The sequence below is a fragment of the Paenibacillus chibensis genome (assembly GCF_004001045.1).
In the GTDB taxonomy this organism is placed as follows: Bacteria; Bacillota; Bacilli; order Paenibacillales; family Paenibacillaceae; genus Paenibacillus_AQ; species Paenibacillus_AQ chibensis.
In genome coordinates, this window is record NZ_BIMK01000045.1 from 1 (window position 1) to 18,227 (window position 18,227).

Sequence of the window (18,227 nt, forward strand, 5' to 3'; positions counted from 1 at the left end):
AAAAAAGGCTCCATGCATTAAGCATAGGAGCCACATCCCAATCTCAGTTAATCATTTTACATCTTACATAAAGCCGTATCTTCCAGTTGTTCTATCCTTTGTAAACTCAATAAAGTTCATCTTCTTTTCATTAACATTCATAGAGAATTTATTCTCTAATATTATTATTTGAGATCCAACTATGTTACAAAATGTATTTAAAAATCTAACTTTCAATTCTTCGGGAACCTTCTCTTCTTCCTCCGTCCCATTTGCTTCTTGAAATGTTGTTAACGGTGAATCAATTAATACAAATCCAGCATGAGGTAAGTTATTTCTTTGACAATAGTCCATTAAACTAATTACAAAAACACTGTAGATAATAGATCTAAAGCCTTTTCCAAAAACGGACCTTGCTTTACCATTAATAATAAAATCAAATTCTTTGAAATCAAAAGAAACGTTATTAGACTTTAAATCAAGGTCTGGAAATTTCATATCTACTAAAAAGCCATTCATTAACTTCGTAAGTTCTTCAATATTTTTATCTACTACATCCTTTTCGATTGTTGGTTCTTTAGGAGATTCAATTAGTAAGTTTGTTGTGCCAAACAATTTCTTTTGCGAATTTAATCTGATTAGCTGATTTGTTAAATACTCTATTTTAACTTTAATTAATTTTGCATCTACCTGCTTATCGATTTTTTCTTGAAGTGAAGCTTGAGTTGGTTTAAGTTCATTCTCAACCTTTTGTTTAATCTCACTATATTTCTTTTCTTCTCTCAATATCTCTTTATTTATTTCACTAATATCTTCCTCTAAGTTTCCTATTGTCATACTTAAATCGCTTAGATTCAACAGTATTTTTTCTTTCTCGGAACTGTAGGATGAGATTAACTTTTCATAATTAACCCCTCTTACAACTTTTTCGTGGTGTGTTTCATCATGGTAGTCATCGAGTTGTTTGCCGCAGGTTGGGCAATTTTCTGGTTGAAGATTTGAAATAATACTGCCACCTTCTAATATAAAATCCAGACGTCGAAGGTCAGAATTGAGATGCTCCTTTAGTAAATTAAATCTTTTTATGAGTTCTTGATTCACTAATCTTTTGGTTTTTAATTTCTCCGTATTTTCAAAAGTCTCCTTTATAACTTCGCTATGCTGTTTTATTTCAGAAGTTACAAATAAAAATTCTTCTTGAAACGAAATCCCTAATGAATTCTCACCTGCTTGTAATGTATCTAATTCATTTTGAGTTTCAATTATTAATCCATCCAAGTAATCTGCTTTGTCAGCCTGTGGCTTTTCTTTTTTCTTCTTACTATTTCTCAATTTAGATAAGTACGAAATAAAAGAAGTATACTTACCAGAAATAAAATAAAAAAATGCATTTAATTCCACTGTCCTGGATACGTACTGTCCCGTTGTTAACAACGTTTTATCTTTGATTACTTCTTTCTCATCTATTAGAGAAAAGTGTAAAAAATCACGGAAGGCTAATTTCCTATACTTCTCTTCTTCAACATGTGTTCTTAATTCAACTTCAGAGTTAGCACCAAGGTACTCCATCATATTACTGGAAATTAATTTTGTACTCCCCCTTGTATTAATTCGTAAGTATTCGGTTTTATCGTTAATGCTTTCGAAAGAACAAGAATATATGAAAACTTTATTTGTCGAAAATACCCGCCTTAAAGTAATAGTTTCTTTTTTGGCGAAAGAATAAAATTCTAAGTATCCGTCGAGAAAATCTATATTTTCAGGTATTGTTTTCGGGGAATCATTAGATCCAAGCATATACTTCAACCATTGGAATACATAGGTCTTTCCTGTATCCGTTGGACCTGAGATGATGTTAAGTCCTTCAGAGAATTCAACTTCTCTCTTTTTCGTGCCATTCGATAAAACAAGTCTTTTTATCAACAAGCCGTAGTTTTTATTCATAATTACCTCTCACTAATGATTCAAATTCAAACTCTCCACCCCACTGTTGAATGTTCTTATTTACGATGGAGTTCAATTCTGATGTTTCAATAGATCGGTATCTTTCGGCAACCCAAATAGATATTTTTTTTAAAATCATAAAGTAATCGCTCTTTAATAATTCAACGAACATTTTAGTTAAGCTATTTGATTGGTAATATACTCCTGAGTCCTCATATAAGATTTCAATTAACCCTCTACTCACTAATAGGTCTAACCCTTCAGAAATCAATTTTCGTTTGATGATTATTTCAGAACCTCTTAATGGTAGTGATGGGTGCAAGTTAGTTTGTCCGCTATCAATATCATTTGCATGTATGATAAAGTAATCAAAAATAACCAACCTGTCTAAATCATATGTATTACTTGAATCTTGGCTTAATAATACAAGTATTCTTAATGCAACTTCTAAATTTGAATTAAATAATAGAAAGTCCTCAGGACTTTTGGTAATCCTACTCATTTGTTCTCACCCATTCGATTAAGCCGTCATTCGCAAGATGATGGCAAATTCCATGCCGATCATCATCCTCAACTACAGTAATTAGGGGATTTCCTGATAATTGCAAACTCCTTGCTGTTTTTGTTACCTCCTTCACCCTTGCAAAACCACTGGAAAAATTGGATTCAACAGTATCAATAACACCCATATACACCGATCTTTTCAATTTACCAAATGCGTCCGCACCTTCTGGCAATGTATCTCGTTCAAATGACGCAAGTGATTGAGCCTTGTGGTAGTGGATTCTTTCACGTTTGAAGTGATTGTTATAAGTATTGTAACTTGTTAATTCGTCAGGATTATTAATTGTTATTCCCTTATCTTCACTGTATGCTTCTAATAATTTTGTTACATAAGTCAACTCAGACTCATGAATTTCATCAGGTGTAATCGCTTCTTCCCTAAACTTATTAAATCCGCCACCAAATCTCGGTACGTAATATGGTGTTTTTCTATGCTGTTCAATTACCTCAAGAGGGTCAAGGAATCCTACTATACTAAAATCAAATTGTTCAACATATTTTTTAAAATCACCAGTTAAGTCGACAATTTCAGTATCAGTTATTTTATTTTTACAATGCTTTTCCCAATTTTCTATCAGGTTGCTTCTTAGTTGCTGAGGATTCTGAATGTACGATTTAAGCGTGGGTCCAATACCTTTAGAAGTTGCAAAAACATACTTTTTAGGTACAGTAAATTCTCTTTTGAAAGAGTAATAACATAACTTCCCAAACTCAACCCAAACATCACTTGGAGCTAAAGCATGGCCGTAATGCTTACACTGGTAACAATCCCATTCTTCCCCCGAATCATCATGAAACGCAACCACATCTCTGCCCTTATCTCCTGCACCAGCATTACGGTAAACCTTCTTATACCCTACTATTTCAAATAGGTAACCTGTCGCCCACTCTTGAATAAACTTTTCAAATTCTGCATCTGAAAATAAAGATATTAATTCAATTGCAGGAATTGTAGTAGCCATCCCATAGAGAATTTGTTGATTAGTTAAACTCTGAACCTTTGGCTTAGTAATCTCATTTAATACTTCCATGTTATATACCCCTATATATATCTTCATTCAGTCAATTAGTCCTATTTTCTAAACTTCGACATATTACCTAAAATTTCCTCCCACTTCCCCCCGCTTAACAACAAACTAACAAGCATTATTTTAATTTAATACTTTAAAGCGATAAACCTCCGACACGAGTAGAACCGTTTTTCGAACTCAGAACCTTATTTTTTTCATATACTCAAATCACCGAAGGAAATACTGCAGATTTCATCGGTGAAATGATAGAAATACGGTTCATACTCGTTTGTGGAAGAAATGTGTATTGAATCCTTCCGACTATCCAACATGCACTCAAACTTAATAATCGGAGGAGGAATAAATATGCAAGTTGAAAGAATTTTCAATAACGAAAACAAATTGTCTTTTGAAGACATCATCCAAACATTGATTGACGAAAGAGTTGACAGCCTAATCAGGTCCTATTACGATCGTAATCAGGTGAATACGGTCACATCTCATGACGAAAGGAAGAATGCCGCATGAGATGTGCAATATATGTTCGAGTTTCAACCGACAAAGAAGAACAGAAAACATCGTTGGAAAACCAGCGGAATCTATTCTTAAATTATGTTGCCGAAAAGGGTTGGACTATCCATGAGATTTATGTAGAGGTTGAAAGCGGAACAACATCCAAACGACCTGTATTGCAACGCATGATCGCTGATGCCAAAGCCAACAAATTCGATGTGATTATGGCGAAGGAATTATCCAGATTAGCGAGGAATGGACGACTATCCTATGAAATCAGAGATATGGCGGAACAACATAACCTCCATATTAACACCCTTGATAATGCTATCAATACTTTAGAAGGTAACGTCCATATGTTCGGTTTATACGCATGGATGTATGAGCGAGAATCACAGAACATCAGTGATCGTGTAAAAACAACTTTCAAACTCAAAGCTCAACGAGGTGAGTTTAAAGGATCAATTCCACCACTTGGTTATGAAGTGAAAGATGGTAGGTTATTTATCCGAAATGATGCCACTCCTGATATTGTCAGAAGGATATTCAAAGGCTTTCTTACAGGGAAAGGACGTGATCGTATTGCAAAAGAGTTATATGAGGAGGGGATTCCTACACCTTCTCAAATTGCTGGAAAGAAAAATGCAACCGATACCTGGGGCGGTTCGACTATCCTAACGATCTTAACAAATCCACATTACATGGGGGATATGGTACAGTGCAGATCAACAACCAAGAGCGTCACAAACAAGAATAGAAACTATAGGAAGCCAGAAGAATATATCATCGTACCGAATACGCACGAGCCTATAATTGATAAGAAAGAATTTTAAGTTGCCCAGCAATTACTGCAAAGTCGCAAACGAACAAGACCACAAGCAGAGGTACACTTATTCACGAATACAGCTTATTGTGCAGATTGCGGTCGTGGGATGCACTTCAAAAAGAATTGCAAAGGTTACATGTGTGGGAACTATAACAAACACGGTAGTAATAAATGTAGTGATCATCTTGTTCGAGAAGTAGAACTTGTTTCGGTAATCATGCAAGACATCCAGTTACTTCTTTCAAATTTAAGCAATGCATCCATCTTCAAAAAACTGGAAAATCAGTTAATGAAGCAGAGTCAACAGAATGAGAAATTGATCAAATCCATTGATGCTCAATTGGAGAAATTAAAAAAACGTAGGAATCTTGCTCATGACAAACACTTTGATGGTGACATGCCCAAAAATGAATATGACGATTACTTAGCTTCTTTAAACCAAGAAATCGACGAAATCATCAAACGAAAATATGAACTCGAAAAATCACTTCAAGTGAGTGACAATACATTAGCCTTTACAGAACTAAAAAAGAGCCTTGATGACTTTATGTCATTCAATGAACTCACTCCAGAAATACTTCACAGACTAATTGATCGTATTGAAATAAAAGCAGACGGGAGTCCGAGAATCTTCTACAGATTCTCGGCCCCCTCTGCTTATTCTTTACTTCTAACTATCAACGCACAGCACTCAACGTGGCTCGTCTGCGGAAACATGTCCACCGGCTGCACCCATTCGATCTTGTACCCGCCGCTCAGCAGCACCTGGCAGTCCTTCGCCAGCGTCGCCGGGTTGCAGGACACGTACACGAGCCGCTTCGGCTTCGAACGCACGATGGCGTCAAGCAGCGGACGCTCGCAGCCCGTACGCGGCGGGTCGACGACCACGACATCCGGACGGATGCCATTGCTCACCCAGTCGGGGAGCAGCTGCTCGGCTCGTCCCTCATAAAATCGGGCGTTATCGACGCCGGATGATTTGGCGTTATCCCGTGCATCCAGCACCGCTTCGGGGATCAGCTCGATCCCTCGCACCTCGTAGGCGAACGGGGCCAGCCACAGTCCGATCGTGCCGGTTCCGCAGTACGCGTCAACCACGAGTTCCGAGCCGGTCAGCCCCGCCGCCTCCTGGACGGCGTTATACAACTTAACGGTTTGCTCGGGATTCAGCTGGAAGAAAGCCCGCGGCGACAAGGCAAATTTCACATCGCCGAGCGACTCCTCCAACTGATCCGCGCCCCAGAGTACGACTGTTTTATTGCCGAAAACAAGCGGCGATTTGCCTTTATGAATGTTATGGGCAATCGTGGTTACCATCGGCAGGCGATCACGGATTTTCTCCACCACTCTTCTCGAATCCGGCAGGCGATCCGTCGACGTGATGAATGTCAGCTGCACCTTGCCGCTGGTTTGGCCGACACGGGCCACAATGGTCCGCACGGCCCCCTCGCGGGTCCGTTCATTGTATACGGGAATGTCGAGCTCCTCCATCACCTCTTTGACCTGCTCGATCACGCGGTTCACGACCGGATGCTGGATCGGACAGCCGCTAATATCGATCAGGCGGTGCGAGCCTGCCGCATACAATCCCGCGATGATGTCTTCCCCTTCGCGTCCGGCCTGCAATTGGGCCTTGTTGCGGTAACCCCACGGATTATCCATGCCGATCATCGGCCGCAGCGGAAGCTCCTCCAGTCTGGCGTAGCGCCGGAACGATTCGCGGACGATCTCTTCCTTCGCCTGCAGCTGTGCCCCGTACGTCATATGCTGAAGCTGGCAGCCGCCGCAGATGCCATACACGGGACAAGGCGGCTCCTGCCGCTCGGGCGACAGCTTCTCGATTTCCAGGATTTCCGCGTTCAAGTACCCTGGCTCCACACGGGTCACTTTGGCCTTGATCACCTCATCCGTCAGCGCGCCGTCGATAAAGACCGCTTTCCGGCGGTAATATCCGACCCCTTCGCCGTTGATGCCGATCCGCTTGATCGTAACGATGATCCGGTCTCCCACCTTTACGTTTTCGGCTGAAGCAGCAGCCGGTTTGTTGGCCGGATACTGCCGGCGATGTGATGAGCTTGTGCTGCCCACAGACGCCTGCGTTTTCCCTTGCTGCTGTCGCTTCGGATGGGCAGCTTGGGTCCGTGCAGAAGGAGCACCCGCCGGTTTGCCCGTCGCCTTGTTGTTTATCTTCTCAGCCATCCTGATGTTCGCTCCGTTTCTCTTATCAATTCATTATTACACTATATCACATCGGAGCTTCGTACCCAATGTTATTCGGAATCGGTCAGGCGATCGACGTACCGTTCGGTACCACCAGATCCGGTTTCAGCAGGACTACGTCCCCCTCCTCCGGTACGCCGCCGAGCACGAGTACTTCTGAATCAAAGCCCGCGATCCGCCGCGGCGGGAAGTTAACCACCGCTGCCACCTGTCTGCCGACCAGTTGACCCGGCGCGTATCTCCGCGTAATTTGCGCCGAAGAGCGTTTGATCCCAAGAGGACCGAAATCGATCTCCAGCTTGATTGCCGGCTTACGTGCTTTTTCAAATATCTCAGCTTTTATAATCGTTCCAATTCGGATATCCAGCTTCAACAAATCCTCGATCGTTACCATGCTCACGTTTACACCATCCCTATCCGTTTATCTTGTTCCATCTTAACAAATCGCAGCAAACAGCGACAATCTTTTTAGGTCGGAGTACAAGCTCGACTACAAAAACGAATGGATGTCAAAACAAAGGGCACATTTTTGAACAGCAAAAAAGGAGCATTCACATGCCCCTTTTGCCCGAATTCAATATCTTTTTTACATCTTCACTCATACATGCGCTTCCGTTGTTATTTTCCGTGAAGATTCCCATCTCTGTCCGCAGACTTCTTCTCCGTGTTCATCATCAGCCTGATGCCCCCGCCAATGAGCAGGATGGCCACGATGGCCGGTTTCAGGTAACGGCTGACTCTGTAATCGATGTACAAATCCGGAAACCAGCTGGTTAGAAGAGGAAACAAAATGCTCGTAGCCACATAATAGAGTCCCAACAGCATCAAGCCGCCCCCGACCCAGCGCTGATGATTCGAGATGCCTTCCACGATCGGACGGTCAACGAGCGGCTCTCTGCCATATCGGCTGGTTTGCTGCAGTCCGTCAAAGAACGAGAAAAACCAGATTAGCGGAATCAAAAAGAGAAACAGTGACAGATGGAGCACATCCAGCACGTACACGCTCCCCAGGAAAATAACCATCAGCTGCAGGCCTCTCTTCTGGAGTCCCAGGTACATATGACCGGCCCCGGGGAAGGCGGACAGCAGCGTAGCAATCACTTTGCTGCGCTTGCCCTCCTCCCTGCCTGCTTCCATGTCGTCGAACAGGCTGCGGTCCTGCAGCACTTCGCCCGCCTGCCGGCGGTGGATAAGCTGAACGGCATCAAACATGCAGTACAGCCAAATGATCGGCAGCACACCGAGAAACAGCAGGAAGATCGTGTGACTGGTCAGTCCGGTCAGGAAGAACATAATGGTCCCGAGCCCGAAAAAGGCGATCAGGAACGACAAGCCGCGCTGCATAAGTCCCATATGCAAATGGCCCAGCCCCGGAACGAAGGACAGCAAGATCGTATAAAAACGCTCGCTCTCCGGGCTTTGCGCCGATCCGCTCTGCGGCGGGTACGGCGGGTAGAACCGCATATCCGGTCCGGCCGTGCCTTCCGGGCCCCCCATCCCCATACCTTCCATGCCCTCCGAATCGGGATAGATGCCCAGTCCTGCAGGAGGGGGTCCAGGAGGAGCATAATAAGGCTGACCGTTTTGCCCGTCAGGATGATATCCACCCGGCGGATAAGGATATTGCGCAGGCGGCATCCGCAGCAGATAAACGAGCAGATCCAGCATGCAGACGATCCATAGCAGTACGGCGCATAAAGCCGTGAGTATGAAGAAAAACATCTCGTCATTGCTGGCTACAAACAGCATAAATCCCAGCAGAATGCCTCCAAAAAACAGGAGCGGATATATGAAGCCTCTGCCTTTTCTTCCCATGTAATAATGACCCAGCCCCGGAATGAAATTGAGGATAAAGGCCGTCATTTTATTGCGGTATGGTACCACATTCATCTTTCCTTTCACATTTTTTCTCAAGTCATATTCATGCTTCATAACGCCTTTAAGGCTTCATCCGGTCGAGCCAGCCTGTTGTAACTTTGACCAGCTCATCGCTGTAGGAGCCCTTGCTGACATGGGCATCCACCTGCTGTTGGACCGGCGTAAGCTTGTCGAACCACCCGGCTGAGAGGAAGATCAGAGTCAGGCAGGCGGCGATCGCATAATGGAACAAGCGGTGTTCATACCAGCGGCGTCCCTTGTCTTTCAGTTCTGATAGCTTCGCTGTCGTCTCCGGAATTTCAACCTGATGCATCACCTGCTCTACAAAACCTTCCGGATCTGTCAGCAGGGGGAGCCCCTGTGCTTCCATATCCATGGCCTGCATATAGTGAGAAAATGCTTCCTCATCCTCAAGCAGCAGCGATTCCATCCAATCAGTTTGCTCCGAAGCGACCTCGCCGCGGATATAAGCAGCCCATTCCTCCATTGTCGGCCTTGCCTCTTTATGGTCACTCATTCCATTCTTCCTCCTTCCAGTGGGTACGAATCCAGCTCCTCGCCCGGTACAACCGGGATTCCACGGTTTTGACCGCAATATCCTGCTCCTTGGCGATTTGGTCATAGCTCTTTTCCTGTATATAGAATTGAATTAATATCTCCTTGTGCTGGGCCGGCAGGAGACCGAGCTTCGTCTCCAGCAGCTTCTTTTTCTCTCGGCGTAGCAGTTGCCCCAGCACATCCTCTTCCGCCGACGGCAGGTGCTCGATCAGCTCGCCCTCGGCCATTGGATCTTCCAGTCGCCTGTTCAGCCGGCGTTTGGCATCTATCGCTTTATGGACGGCAATTCGTGTAATCCATGTCTTGAACCCTTGGGAACGGTAATCCGGGAGAGATTTATAGACCTGCAAAAAAACTTCCTGCGCCGCATCTTCCGCATCTTTCGCGTTTTTGAGCACAGAATAGGCGGTTTGGAACACATGCTGCCCGTACTGCTGAACAAGCATCCGGAATGCAGCCTGGTCTCCTCGCCTGATTTGATCAATCAAACGTTCTTCGTCAATCTTTCTCTCCCCCTTCCCCACATTCATAGACGACGTGATTTTTTCTAACCCTGCAGATTTGTTGAATTTTTTTTGAGAAAAAGAAAATACAGCCTCCTTCCCCGGGAGGAAAGGGCTGTATTATGGATAAATCTGAATCGTTCGTTATCTTTCCACTGCGGACAGCTGGCTGATCAGAGCAGGTAGCCAGGAGCGCAGCGGCTGAAATTGAAAGCCGAGGCGCTGTGCCTTGCTCGTATCCATCACCCAGGAATCCGGTACGCCAAACGGAGATTCATCTTCTTTTCTTGGCTGCTTCGTGATCAATGCTTTTTTTCCGGTTTCTTTTTCGATCCAACGGATGAGTTCGGATAGCTTGACGTCTCCTTCAGAGCGTGCATTGATCGGACCTTCCACGCGCTGATTTTTAAGCCAGCTGAGGAAGGCTGCGGCTTCACCGGAAGAAATAAAGCACATTTTGGCATCCAGATTCGGAATTCCGATCGGCTGCTCTTTTTTCACGTGATCGATATGAAACTCCAAGCGTCCCGTATAGTCGTCTTCTCCAAGCACGATGGGAATGCGCGCGGCCGCGACCGGAAAATCGGCATTTTGGAACAGTACCGCTTCCGCGAGACGTTTGCCTTCACCGTAGGAAAAATCATTTTTCCCGCCCAGGGTGACCGGATAAATGTAAGGATTCACATCCTTCTCTTCATGCGCGCGGGAAGCCGGCTCGTAGACCGACAGGGTGGACGTGAGTATGTATCTTTTGACTTTTCCTTTGAATACATCGCATGCATCCTGTGCGGCTTGCGGAGAATAACAGATATTGTCGTATACGGTATCCCATTCCTGGCCGTTCTCTACCGCTTTCGCCAGCGATTCTTTGTTCTCGCGGTCCAGCTGAATCCGCCCCACTTGGTCGCCGAAGCCGTCCTCCGTATTGCCGCGTGTGGCGATTGTTACTTTATGTCCTTCGTCCAGAAGCAGCTGAACAAGCCTTTTGCCGAAAAAGCGGGTTCCGCCCAGGATTAATATGTTCTTCATCGATGCTCCTCCTCGTATGGGTCTGTTGATTTATCATCATTTCACACTCATTGTATTTTACCACAAAAAGCGTGTCTTCCGGATGCTCTCCGAAAGACACGCCCTGTGTCATTTATGATCGTCCGCTGCTGCGGAATTTTTGCGTATAGGCTTTGGCATCGTTCACCGTTTTCACGCGGTTTCGGCTCCATTCGAGCAGGATGCGGTCGATATACCGGAAATGGACTTTTCCGGCAAACACGGCCTCCTTGAGCGCCATCCGAATCAGCTCTTCCGGATAGCGATCCTGATCGATCCACCCGGAAATTGTTTCGCATTCCATAGGTGAAAGCGGACGTCCGAATTCCTTTTCGAAGACGACGAACAGATTATGCCCTTCCTCCGGCTCGAGGTTTTCCTGCTGCTTCAGGCGGCTGCTTCGCTGCGAGGAAATATTTTTCTCCAAGGCAGCAAGGCATTGCCCCAGCTTGATGTACAAACCTGACAAGTTGTAGCGTTCGTATTGAATGCCGCGCAGCTCATCAAGCTCTTCGTCAATGCTGATCAACCCCTCCTTAAGCAGCTTCTGCAGGCTTTGCGCGATCGATTGCGCCGAAGTCCCCATGACTTCCTGAAGCTCTTCCAGCGTGGGAAAATCCTTTTGTTCCACTTGTTTGAAGGAGATCAAGTGAATGAGCAGTAACGTTTCCTGATCGCTGAGCTTCAGTTTGCGATAATGCTGGAGCAGAACGTACGGTACAACCGCCATTCCCGCTCCGAGACCGGATGAAGCTCCCTCAGCCCATGTTTTCCATCCTGTGCTGTCCATGAGCTTCACCTCACCTTATATTATGGGTACAGACGATACAAGGTACGAGGGAATGGAATGGTTTCGCGTACATGATCTAGGCCGCAAATCCACGCTACTGTGCGTTCGAGTCCGAGTCCGAAGCCGGAATGCGGTACTGTTCCGTAAGTACGCAGATCCATGTACCACTGATAGGTCTCCATGGACAGGTCATGCTCTTTGAAACGCTGTTCCAGCAGAGCTGGATCGTCGATACGCTGTGAGCCCCCGATAATTTCCCCGTAGCCTTCTGGGGCGATCATGTCCGCGCAGAGAACCACTTCAGGACGGTTAGGATCCGGCTTCATATAGAATGCCTTGATACCGGCTGGATAATGCGTAATGAAAACAGGCTTGTCATATTTTTCGGCAATCGCTGTTTCATGCGGCGCACCGAAGTCTTCGCCCCAAGGGATATCGAAGCCTTCGCCTTGCAGGAATGTGATGGCTTCGTCATAAGTGATGCGAGGGAACGGCGCCTTGATGTTTTCCAGCTTGGAAATATCGCGTCCTACCGCTTCCAGCTCCGCCTTGCAGTTCTTCACGACGGATTGAACCACGTACGAGATGAACTGTTCTTGGACCTGAAGGCTCTCTTCATGGTCGGTAAAGGCCATCTCCGGTTCGATCATCCAGAATTCGATCAGATGACGGCGCGTCTTGGATTTCTCGGCACGGAATGTCGGACCGAAGGAATAGACTTTGCCAAGCGCCATCGCTGCCGCTTCCATGTATAGCTGACCGCTTTGTGTCAGATATGCATCCTCTTCGAAATATTTGGTATGGAACAGATTCGTCGTTCCTTCAGCCGAGGTTGGCGTCAGAATAGGCGGATCCACGAGGGTAAAACCGTTTTTGTCGAAAAATTCCTGCACGGCGCGAATAATTTCGCCGCGGATGACCAGAATGGCACGCTGCTTCGGAGAACGAAGCCACAAGTGGCGGTGATCCATCAGGAAATCGATGCCATGCTCCTTGGGCGTAATCGGATAATTTTCGGTCAGATGGATGATTTCCAGGCCCGTTACGGTCATTTCATAACCGGATTGGCTGCGCGGCTCTTCGCGGATTACGCCTGTCACGTATACCGAACTCTCCTGCGTCAAGCTTTTCGCGTCATTCCATACCTCTTCGGAAACCTCGCTTTTCACCACGACGCCCTGAATATATCCGCTTCCGTCACGAAGCTGCAGAAACTGGATTTTACCGCTAGAACGCTTGTTGTTAATCCAGCTGCCGATCGTAACGGTTTCTCCTACATGCTGATTCACATCACGAATCACACTTTTGGTGGCCATGCCTAAATCTCTCCCTTTGCTATTGCTTGCTAAATTTCAGTTCATGCCTACGACATCAATCCCTGAACGATGCGATTCGTATCACGCGCAATGACAAGCTCTTCATTGGTTGGAATCACGAGCACCTCTACCTTGGAATTGGCCGTAGAAATACGGCGCGGTTCGCCGGAGCGGATCTCATTAAGCTCATCGTCCAGCTCGACGCCTAGGTAAGTCAAATTTTCGCATACTTTTTTACGTAAAACAACCGAATTCTCTCCGACGCCGGCAGTAAACGTGATGACGTCGACGCCGTTCATAACGGCTGCATACGATCCGATGTATTTACGGAGACGGTACTCATACATGTCAAAGGCCAGCTTTGAGTTGGCGTCGCCCTTTTGCATTCCGTCCGTGATTTCGCGCATGTCGCTGCTGATTCCCGAGATGGCCAGCAGCCCGCTGTGCTTGTTCAGCATCGAGTTCACTTCGTTGACCGTCAATTCTTCCTTGTTCATGACATAAGGCACGATCGCAGGATCCAGATCGCCGCTGCGTGTCCCCATCATCAGCCCTTCCAGCGGTGTCATGCCCATGGAGGTATCAATGGAACGTCCCCCTTTGACAGCCGTAACGCTGGCGCCGTTGCCGACGTGGCAGGAAATAATCTTCAGGTCTTCGATTGGACGGTTCAAAAATTCAGCCGCTGTTTTGCTGACGAATTCATGCGATGTACCGTGTGCGCCGTAACGTCTTACTTTATGCTTGCTGTATAGTACTCTTGGAATGGCGTATAAATACGCGTGTTCCGGCATGGACTGATGGAACGCCGTATCGAATACGACAACCTGCGGCACGTTCATGTTGGACTCTGCCGCTTTGATCCCCATCATGGATGCTGGGTTGTGCAGCGGCGCGAGATCGAACAGGAGGCGGATCTTGGTCTTTACATCCCCGTCAACGAGGGCGGACTCGCCAAAATATTCACCGCCGTGAACGACGCGGTGTCCGACGGCCTCAATCTCGTCTACAGATCCGATGACGCCATGCTCCGGGTCTGTGAGCAAGGACAACACTTTGCGGATGGCCGTGGTATGCTCCAAAATCTCACTGACCTCCGTTACCTCAGTGCCTCCTGTCGGTTTATGGGTAACAATGGAGGAATCCATGCCGATTCGCTCCACCAACCCCTTGGCCAGGACAGACTCATCCGTCATATCATAAAGCTGGTATTTCAAAGAGGAACTGCCTGCATTAATGACGAGAACCTTCATACCCGATCACCATCCTTGTCGTACTTAAAGAAGCCTTCACCTGTTTTGACGCCCAAATGTCCGGCGCGCACCATTTTTTTCAGTACCGTGGACGGGCGGTATTTCAGTTCGCCAAATTCACGGAACATGCGGTCCAGCGCAGCCTCTACGGAGTCCAGGCCAAACCGGTCTGCCATTTCGAGCGGGCCATGCTGAAACTGGTATCCGATACGCATGGCATCGTCGATGTCTTCCGCAGACGCCACGCCTTCCTGCAAAATATGCAGCGCTTCGTTGATCATGAGGCAAATCATGCGGCTCGTAACGAAGCCCGGGGATTCGTACACCATAATGCCTTTTTTATGAACGACTTCTTCCACGAAACGCTTCGTTTCCGTAAATGTGGTGTCCGATGTTTTCAAACCACGGATGATTTCAACCAGATCCACTTTGCTTACCGGATGGATGAAATGCATGCCGATCACGCGTTCCGGATACATGGTCGAGCTGGCCAGCTCGGTCAAGCTGAGTGAAGACGTATTGCTGGCAAGGATAATATGATTAGGACATACCTGATCCAGCTGGGAAAACACCTGCTTCTTCGCATCCAGGTCCTCGGAAATGGTCTCGATTACCATATCGCAGGTCCCAAGCTCGGCAAGATGCACCACTTTATGAATTCTGCCCAAAATTAATTTTTTTTCAGCCTGGGTAATCGCCCATTTTTCGAGCTGCTTGTCCAGACTGAGTTCGATCATGGAATAGGAGTAGTCCAGTCTCTCCGGCGTTTTTTCGACCAGAAGAACATCGAGACCGCGTGCCGCCAGCATTTCAGCGATACCCTGCCCCATCGTCCCTCCACCAATGACACCAATTTTTTTAAAGTACATCTTTCTCTTCCACCTTCCTATTGGCCACTTATACTTATATTTATAATGTACCCGATTCTATGTTGTCTGTGAGAGAGTACATAGTAGCCCAAGCTATAATATAACGTAGCATTAGAAAAAAGTAAAAAAAAAGAACCAGCATCGTCACTTATGCTGGTAACAGGGAATGTTCAAGAAACAAATTCCGGAATTGGTCGCCTGAAAGGGTTTCTTCTTGCAGTAAAATATCCAGCGACTGCTCGTATATCGTTCGTCTCTCTTCGAGCATGGAGCGCGTCCGGTTCATCAAATCTTCCAGTATGATATGATTCTCTTTCATCAGTTCCTCTTTGGTAACCATATCCAGGTCGACAATGCCAAGCGATGTAAGCCCGGATTTCATCATCGTTTGGACAATGTTCAAGGCTTGCTCGAAGTCATTGCTGGAACCGGTACTCCGTCCTCCATAGAAAATCTCCTCGGAAGCGGCTCCGCCAAGGGCGATCATAATCTGTTCTTCCAGGAATGACTTGGTATACAAGTATTGCTCCTGCTGCGGATTATGGCGAACGTAACCAAGCGCTTTGCCGCGGGGGCTAAGGGCGACCTGGCTGACACTGCCCGGACGTACAAGCTCTGCCATGATGGCATGTCCAAGCTCATGGATGGCGACGCGTTTCTTCTCTTCCAACGTCGATTCGCGGTCCGTGCGTTCACCCATCATCACTTTATCAATCGACATCGACAGATGTCGTTGCTCAATTTCTTTTAATCCGTCGCGCATCGCATAGATAGCGGCTTCGTTCATGACGCTCTCCAGCTGCGCACCGGAGAAACCGTAGGACTCTTCGGCGATTTTGTCCAGAACGACCTCGCCACTCAGCGGCTTGTTCTTCGCATGAAGCTCAAGGATATGCTTGCGGCCTTTCTTGTCTGGCAGGTCCACTTGGATGTGACGGTCAAAACGTCCCGGACGCAGCAGCGCGCTGTCCAGCATTTCTTTACGGTTGGTCGCTGCAATCAGCAGAATCCGCGGACTATCGGAGGAATAAATACCGTCCATCTCGGTTAGCAGCTGGTTCAACGTCTGATCATATTCCCGCTGCTGCCCGCCTTCACGCTTGCCGCCGATGACGTCAATTTCGTCGATAAAAATAATCGCGCTCTGCTTGTTTTCCTTGGCTGCGCGGCTTCGGGCGTCCCTGAACAAATCGCGAACGCGGCCGGCACCGACGCCGACATACATTTCCACAAATTCACTGCCGGATGCAGCCACGAATACGGAATCCGTGTAATACGCCGCCGCTTTGGCCATGAGCGTTTTACCGGTTCCCGGAGGGCCGGTGAGCAGAATCCCTTTCAAGGGACGAATGCCCAGCTTGCGGATTTCCTCATGCTTAATCAGAAAATCCAATGCTTCCATTAGCTCCTGCTTGGCGTTATCCTGACCGCCGATCTGCTCGAAAGTCAGCTTTTGCGGCCCGCTCTTTTTGCGCTTGCGCTCGGCACCCGCTCCAACGGCCAATCCGCCTCGCATGTTCGCAAGAAACAGCAGTCCGCCGATCATGAGTGCAGCAATCACAAGCGGAATAATATTAACGCCGATGAAGGCTAGGAAAATTAACAAAACCGGCACAAATCCGATGAGTACTTCTTTCAACCATCTCGGCATTATTCCCACACTCCTATCTTGGCGGGATCTCGCGGCAGTACGATGAACTTGCTTGCCGAACCGTCACTGAGACTGATATACACGTTCTTGGTATCCATCTCGGTTTGGGTCTTGATCCCCGAATCCTTGGCCAGCTCCTGCAGCTTCGCCGGAATATCCGTATACTTCTTATTGTCCATCGCTTCCGCAACGGAGAACATCGCAGAATCCCAATAACGGTTCAGTTTATCGGAGGAATGATCCACGAAATCGAATTTAAGCGATCGGCTGCCCACAACAGATTTTCCTTTGGTCGTGATTTGGTTGACAAGTCCGGATAAATTCGTATCCGGCTTCAAATCAAGTTTCAAATTGATCTGATTGCGGTTAATATTAAACTGGGCGCTGTTGACGCCCTTATAATCCTGAACGATTTTCTGAAGCGGCCCTTGCAGTGTCGTCTGCCGGTAAAAGAACCAGCCGCCAAACAGCAGGGCAGCAGATATTATGACAGTCAGTACAATAGGTAATGGACGAAGTTTCAATCGCTTGTCCTCCTCTCAGATTATAAAAAAATAAATATATAACTATCATACGAAAAATAGACAACCGTGGCAAAGGAGCTCCGCCAAAAAGCTTCTCGTCACGGTTATTCAGGCTTTCCTCTATCAACATCAATAACAGCGGCGATAGCAGCTTGTCATATATCTCTCGAATACAAATAAAAGTATATCACATCGTATATATAATATCGAAGGTAAAGTGTGAAAATATTTAAAATTTTATCCTGTGTACGCCAAAGAACCCCATTTCGCAATGAGGTTCTTACCATTTACTGGGTGATCACTTATTTGGCAGCGTGAACGGCCCACCAATGCTTTGTCCGTTGCTGAAGCGGTAAAATTGATAATAATAATGATCCTGAGAGCGGTAAAATAGCTGCCAGGCATATTCGCCGTTATACATTCCCGGCAGTAGTCTCATCTTATCGGCATCGGGAATTGCTTTATGAATCAGTTCCTTCATCTGCTGCTCGGATAAACCGTTCGCCAGCAATTCCTCATGAACAGACCCTTCCCCGGATTTGACCTTGCCGTTTTCATCCATCGTTACCCACACCATGAGCGGACGGTTCTCTTGATCGAGGCCTTCTATGGTCCAGCAGATGCTGTCCCAGACCGCCTTCTGCGCATCGGTTACCTTGACAAGGCTTGTCTCCTTCTTGGCCGCCAGAATAGCTGCCGTTTCCTGTGCACGGATATCCTGCGTCACGTATATGTAGTAACGGTAAGAGGCAAAGCCCAGCAGAAGTATAATCACAATACCA

Annotated in this window: 17 protein-coding genes and 1 pseudogene; 2 read left to right on the plus strand and 16 right to left on the minus strand. The window is 46.7% G+C overall.

From position 1 onward, the window contains the following. Positions 1-63: 63 nt before the first annotated feature. The 3 genes from PCH05_RS25130 to PCH05_RS25140 are packed head-to-tail and all read right to left on the minus strand — an operon-like array spanning position 64 to position 3,518. On the minus strand, positions 64-1,923 hold the full coding sequence (locus PCH05_RS25130; protein WP_127607121.1) for a hypothetical protein: 1,860 nt from the start codon (positions 1,921-1,923) through the stop codon (positions 64-66). Continuing rightward, the gene (locus PCH05_RS25135) at positions 1,916-2,425 is read right to left on the minus strand and encodes an ABC-three component system middle component 2 (RefSeq protein ID WP_127607123.1); all 510 of its coding nucleotides are present in this window, start codon (positions 2,423-2,425) and stop codon (positions 1,916-1,918) included. Before PCH05_RS25135 ends, PCH05_RS25130 begins: the two co-directional genes overlap by 8 nt. After that, positions 2,418-3,518, minus strand: coding sequence for an ABC-three component system protein (locus tag PCH05_RS25140; RefSeq protein WP_164766796.1), 1,101 nt, complete (start codon positions 3,516-3,518; stop codon positions 2,418-2,420). Before PCH05_RS25140 ends, PCH05_RS25135 begins: the two co-directional genes overlap by 8 nt. 503 nt (positions 3,519-4,021) lie before the next feature. Here PCH05_RS25140 and PCH05_RS27800 point away from each other — a divergent pair. Beyond that, on the plus strand, positions 4,022-4,843 hold the full coding sequence (locus PCH05_RS27800; RefSeq protein WP_246049945.1) for a recombinase family protein: 822 nt from the start codon (positions 4,022-4,024) through the stop codon (positions 4,841-4,843). Positions 4,844-4,942: 99 nt separating this feature from the next. Next, positions 4,943-5,008: pseudogene (locus tag PCH05_RS28215) on the plus strand (hypothetical protein); the annotation flags it as partial. A 485-nt stretch (positions 5,009-5,493) separates the two neighbouring features. Here the strand turns inward: PCH05_RS28215 and rlmD are convergent. The 13 genes from rlmD to PCH05_RS25210 form a co-directional block, all read right to left on the minus strand. Further along, the gene (gene rlmD, locus PCH05_RS25150) at positions 5,494-7,035 is read right to left on the minus strand and encodes a 23S rRNA (uracil(1939)-C(5))-methyltransferase RlmD (protein ID WP_127607127.1); all 1,542 of its coding nucleotides are present in this window, start codon (positions 7,033-7,035) and stop codon (positions 5,494-5,496) included. An 85-nt stretch (positions 7,036-7,120) separates the two neighbouring features. Further along, complete coding sequence (gene csaA / locus PCH05_RS25155) at positions 7,121-7,450, minus strand: chaperone CsaA (protein ID WP_127607208.1); 330 nt, start codon at positions 7,448-7,450, stop codon at positions 7,121-7,123. A 224-nt stretch (positions 7,451-7,674) separates the two neighbouring features. Then, positions 7,675-8,919, minus strand: a complete 1,245-nt coding sequence (locus PCH05_RS25160) for a hypothetical protein (protein ID WP_246049946.1) — start codon at positions 8,917-8,919, stop codon at positions 7,675-7,677. Positions 8,920-8,995: 76 nt separating this feature from the next. Next, positions 8,996-9,451: a hypothetical protein gene (locus tag PCH05_RS25165; RefSeq protein ID WP_127607131.1), complete on the minus strand. Its 456-nt coding sequence runs from the start codon at positions 9,449-9,451 to the stop codon at positions 8,996-8,998. Beyond that, entirely contained in the window at positions 9,444-9,980 is a 537-nt protein-coding gene (locus PCH05_RS25170; protein WP_246049947.1) for an RNA polymerase sigma factor, read from the minus strand. The genes PCH05_RS25165 and PCH05_RS25170 overlap by 8 nt, the downstream gene beginning before the upstream one ends. Before the next feature lie 159 nt (positions 9,981-10,139). Then, positions 10,140-11,024, minus strand: coding sequence for an NAD-dependent epimerase/dehydratase family protein (locus PCH05_RS25175; RefSeq protein ID WP_127607133.1), 885 nt, complete (start codon positions 11,022-11,024; stop codon positions 10,140-10,142). A 112-nt stretch (positions 11,025-11,136) separates the two neighbouring features. Beyond that, positions 11,137-11,832, minus strand: coding sequence for a DnaD domain-containing protein (locus PCH05_RS25180; RefSeq protein WP_127607135.1), 696 nt, complete (start codon positions 11,830-11,832; stop codon positions 11,137-11,139). Between the two features lie 20 nt (positions 11,833-11,852). Next, positions 11,853-13,148: an asparagine--tRNA ligase gene (gene asnS, locus PCH05_RS25185; RefSeq protein WP_127607137.1), complete on the minus strand. Its 1,296-nt coding sequence runs from the start codon at positions 13,146-13,148 to the stop codon at positions 11,853-11,855. Between the two features lie 47 nt (positions 13,149-13,195). Beyond that, positions 13,196-14,401, minus strand: coding sequence for an acetate kinase (locus tag PCH05_RS25190; protein WP_127607139.1), 1,206 nt, complete (start codon positions 14,399-14,401; stop codon positions 13,196-13,198). Further along, entirely contained in the window at positions 14,398-15,270 is an 873-nt protein-coding gene (locus tag PCH05_RS25195) for a 3-hydroxyacyl-CoA dehydrogenase family protein (RefSeq protein ID WP_127607141.1), read from the minus strand. Before PCH05_RS25195 ends, PCH05_RS25190 begins: the two co-directional genes overlap by 4 nt. Positions 15,271-15,418: 148 nt before the next feature. Continuing rightward, positions 15,419-16,921: an AAA family ATPase gene (locus tag PCH05_RS25200; protein WP_127607143.1), complete on the minus strand. Its 1,503-nt coding sequence runs from the start codon at positions 16,919-16,921 to the stop codon at positions 15,419-15,421. Continuing rightward, the gene (locus PCH05_RS25205; protein WP_127607145.1) at positions 16,921-17,445 is read right to left on the minus strand and encodes a hypothetical protein; all 525 of its coding nucleotides are present in this window, start codon (positions 17,443-17,445) and stop codon (positions 16,921-16,923) included. The genes PCH05_RS25200 and PCH05_RS25205 overlap by 1 nt, the downstream gene beginning before the upstream one ends. Before the next feature lie 298 nt (positions 17,446-17,743). Then, on the minus strand, positions 17,744-18,220 hold the full coding sequence (locus PCH05_RS25210; protein ID WP_127607147.1) for a cell wall elongation regulator TseB-like domain-containing protein: 477 nt from the start codon (positions 18,218-18,220) through the stop codon (positions 17,744-17,746). Positions 18,221-18,227 lie beyond the last annotated feature (7 nt).

What these genes read in the sequence shown, in the direction of transcription:
- PCH05_RS25130 (WP_127607121.1), bottom strand. Translation starts at nt 1,923, where the DNA reads ATGAATAAAAACTACGGCTTGTTGATAAAAAGACTTGTTTTATCGAAT.
- PCH05_RS25135 (WP_127607123.1), bottom strand. Translation starts at nt 2,425, where the DNA reads ATGAGTAGGATTACCAAAAGTCCTGAGGACTTTCTATTATTTAATTCA.
- PCH05_RS25140 (WP_164766796.1), bottom strand. Translation starts at nt 3,518, where the DNA reads ATGGAAGTATTAAATGAGATTACTAAGCCAAAGGTTCAGAGTTTAACT.
- PCH05_RS27800 (WP_246049945.1), top strand. Translation starts at nt 4,022, where the DNA reads ATGAGATGTGCAATATATGTTCGAGTTTCAACCGACAAAGAAGAACAG.
- rlmD (WP_127607127.1), bottom strand. Translation starts at nt 7,035, where the DNA reads ATGGCTGAGAAGATAAACAACAAGGCGACGGGCAAACCGGCGGGTGCT.
- csaA (WP_127607208.1), bottom strand. Translation starts at nt 7,450, where the DNA reads ATGGTAACGATCGAGGATTTGTTGAAGCTGGATATCCGAATTGGAACG.
- PCH05_RS25160 (WP_246049946.1), bottom strand. Translation starts at nt 8,919, where the DNA reads ATGACGGCCTTTATCCTCAATTTCATTCCGGGGCTGGGTCATTATTAC.
- PCH05_RS25165 (WP_127607131.1), bottom strand. Translation starts at nt 9,451, where the DNA reads ATGAGTGACCATAAAGAGGCAAGGCCGACAATGGAGGAATGGGCTGCT.
- PCH05_RS25175 (WP_127607133.1), bottom strand. Translation starts at nt 11,024, where the DNA reads ATGAAGAACATATTAATCCTGGGCGGAACCCGCTTTTTCGGCAAAAGG.
- PCH05_RS25180 (WP_127607135.1), bottom strand. Translation starts at nt 11,832, where the DNA reads ATGGACAGCACAGGATGGAAAACATGGGCTGAGGGAGCTTCATCCGGT.
- asnS (WP_127607137.1), bottom strand. Translation starts at nt 13,148, where the DNA reads ATGGCCACCAAAAGTGTGATTCGTGATGTGAATCAGCATGTAGGAGAA.
- PCH05_RS25190 (WP_127607139.1), bottom strand. Translation starts at nt 14,401, where the DNA reads ATGAAGGTTCTCGTCATTAATGCAGGCAGTTCCTCTTTGAAATACCAG.
- PCH05_RS25195 (WP_127607141.1), bottom strand. Translation starts at nt 15,270, where the DNA reads ATGTACTTTAAAAAAATTGGTGTCATTGGTGGAGGGACGATGGGGCAG.
- PCH05_RS25200 (WP_127607143.1), bottom strand. Translation starts at nt 16,921, where the DNA reads ATGCCGAGATGGTTGAAAGAAGTACTCATCGGATTTGTGCCGGTTTTG.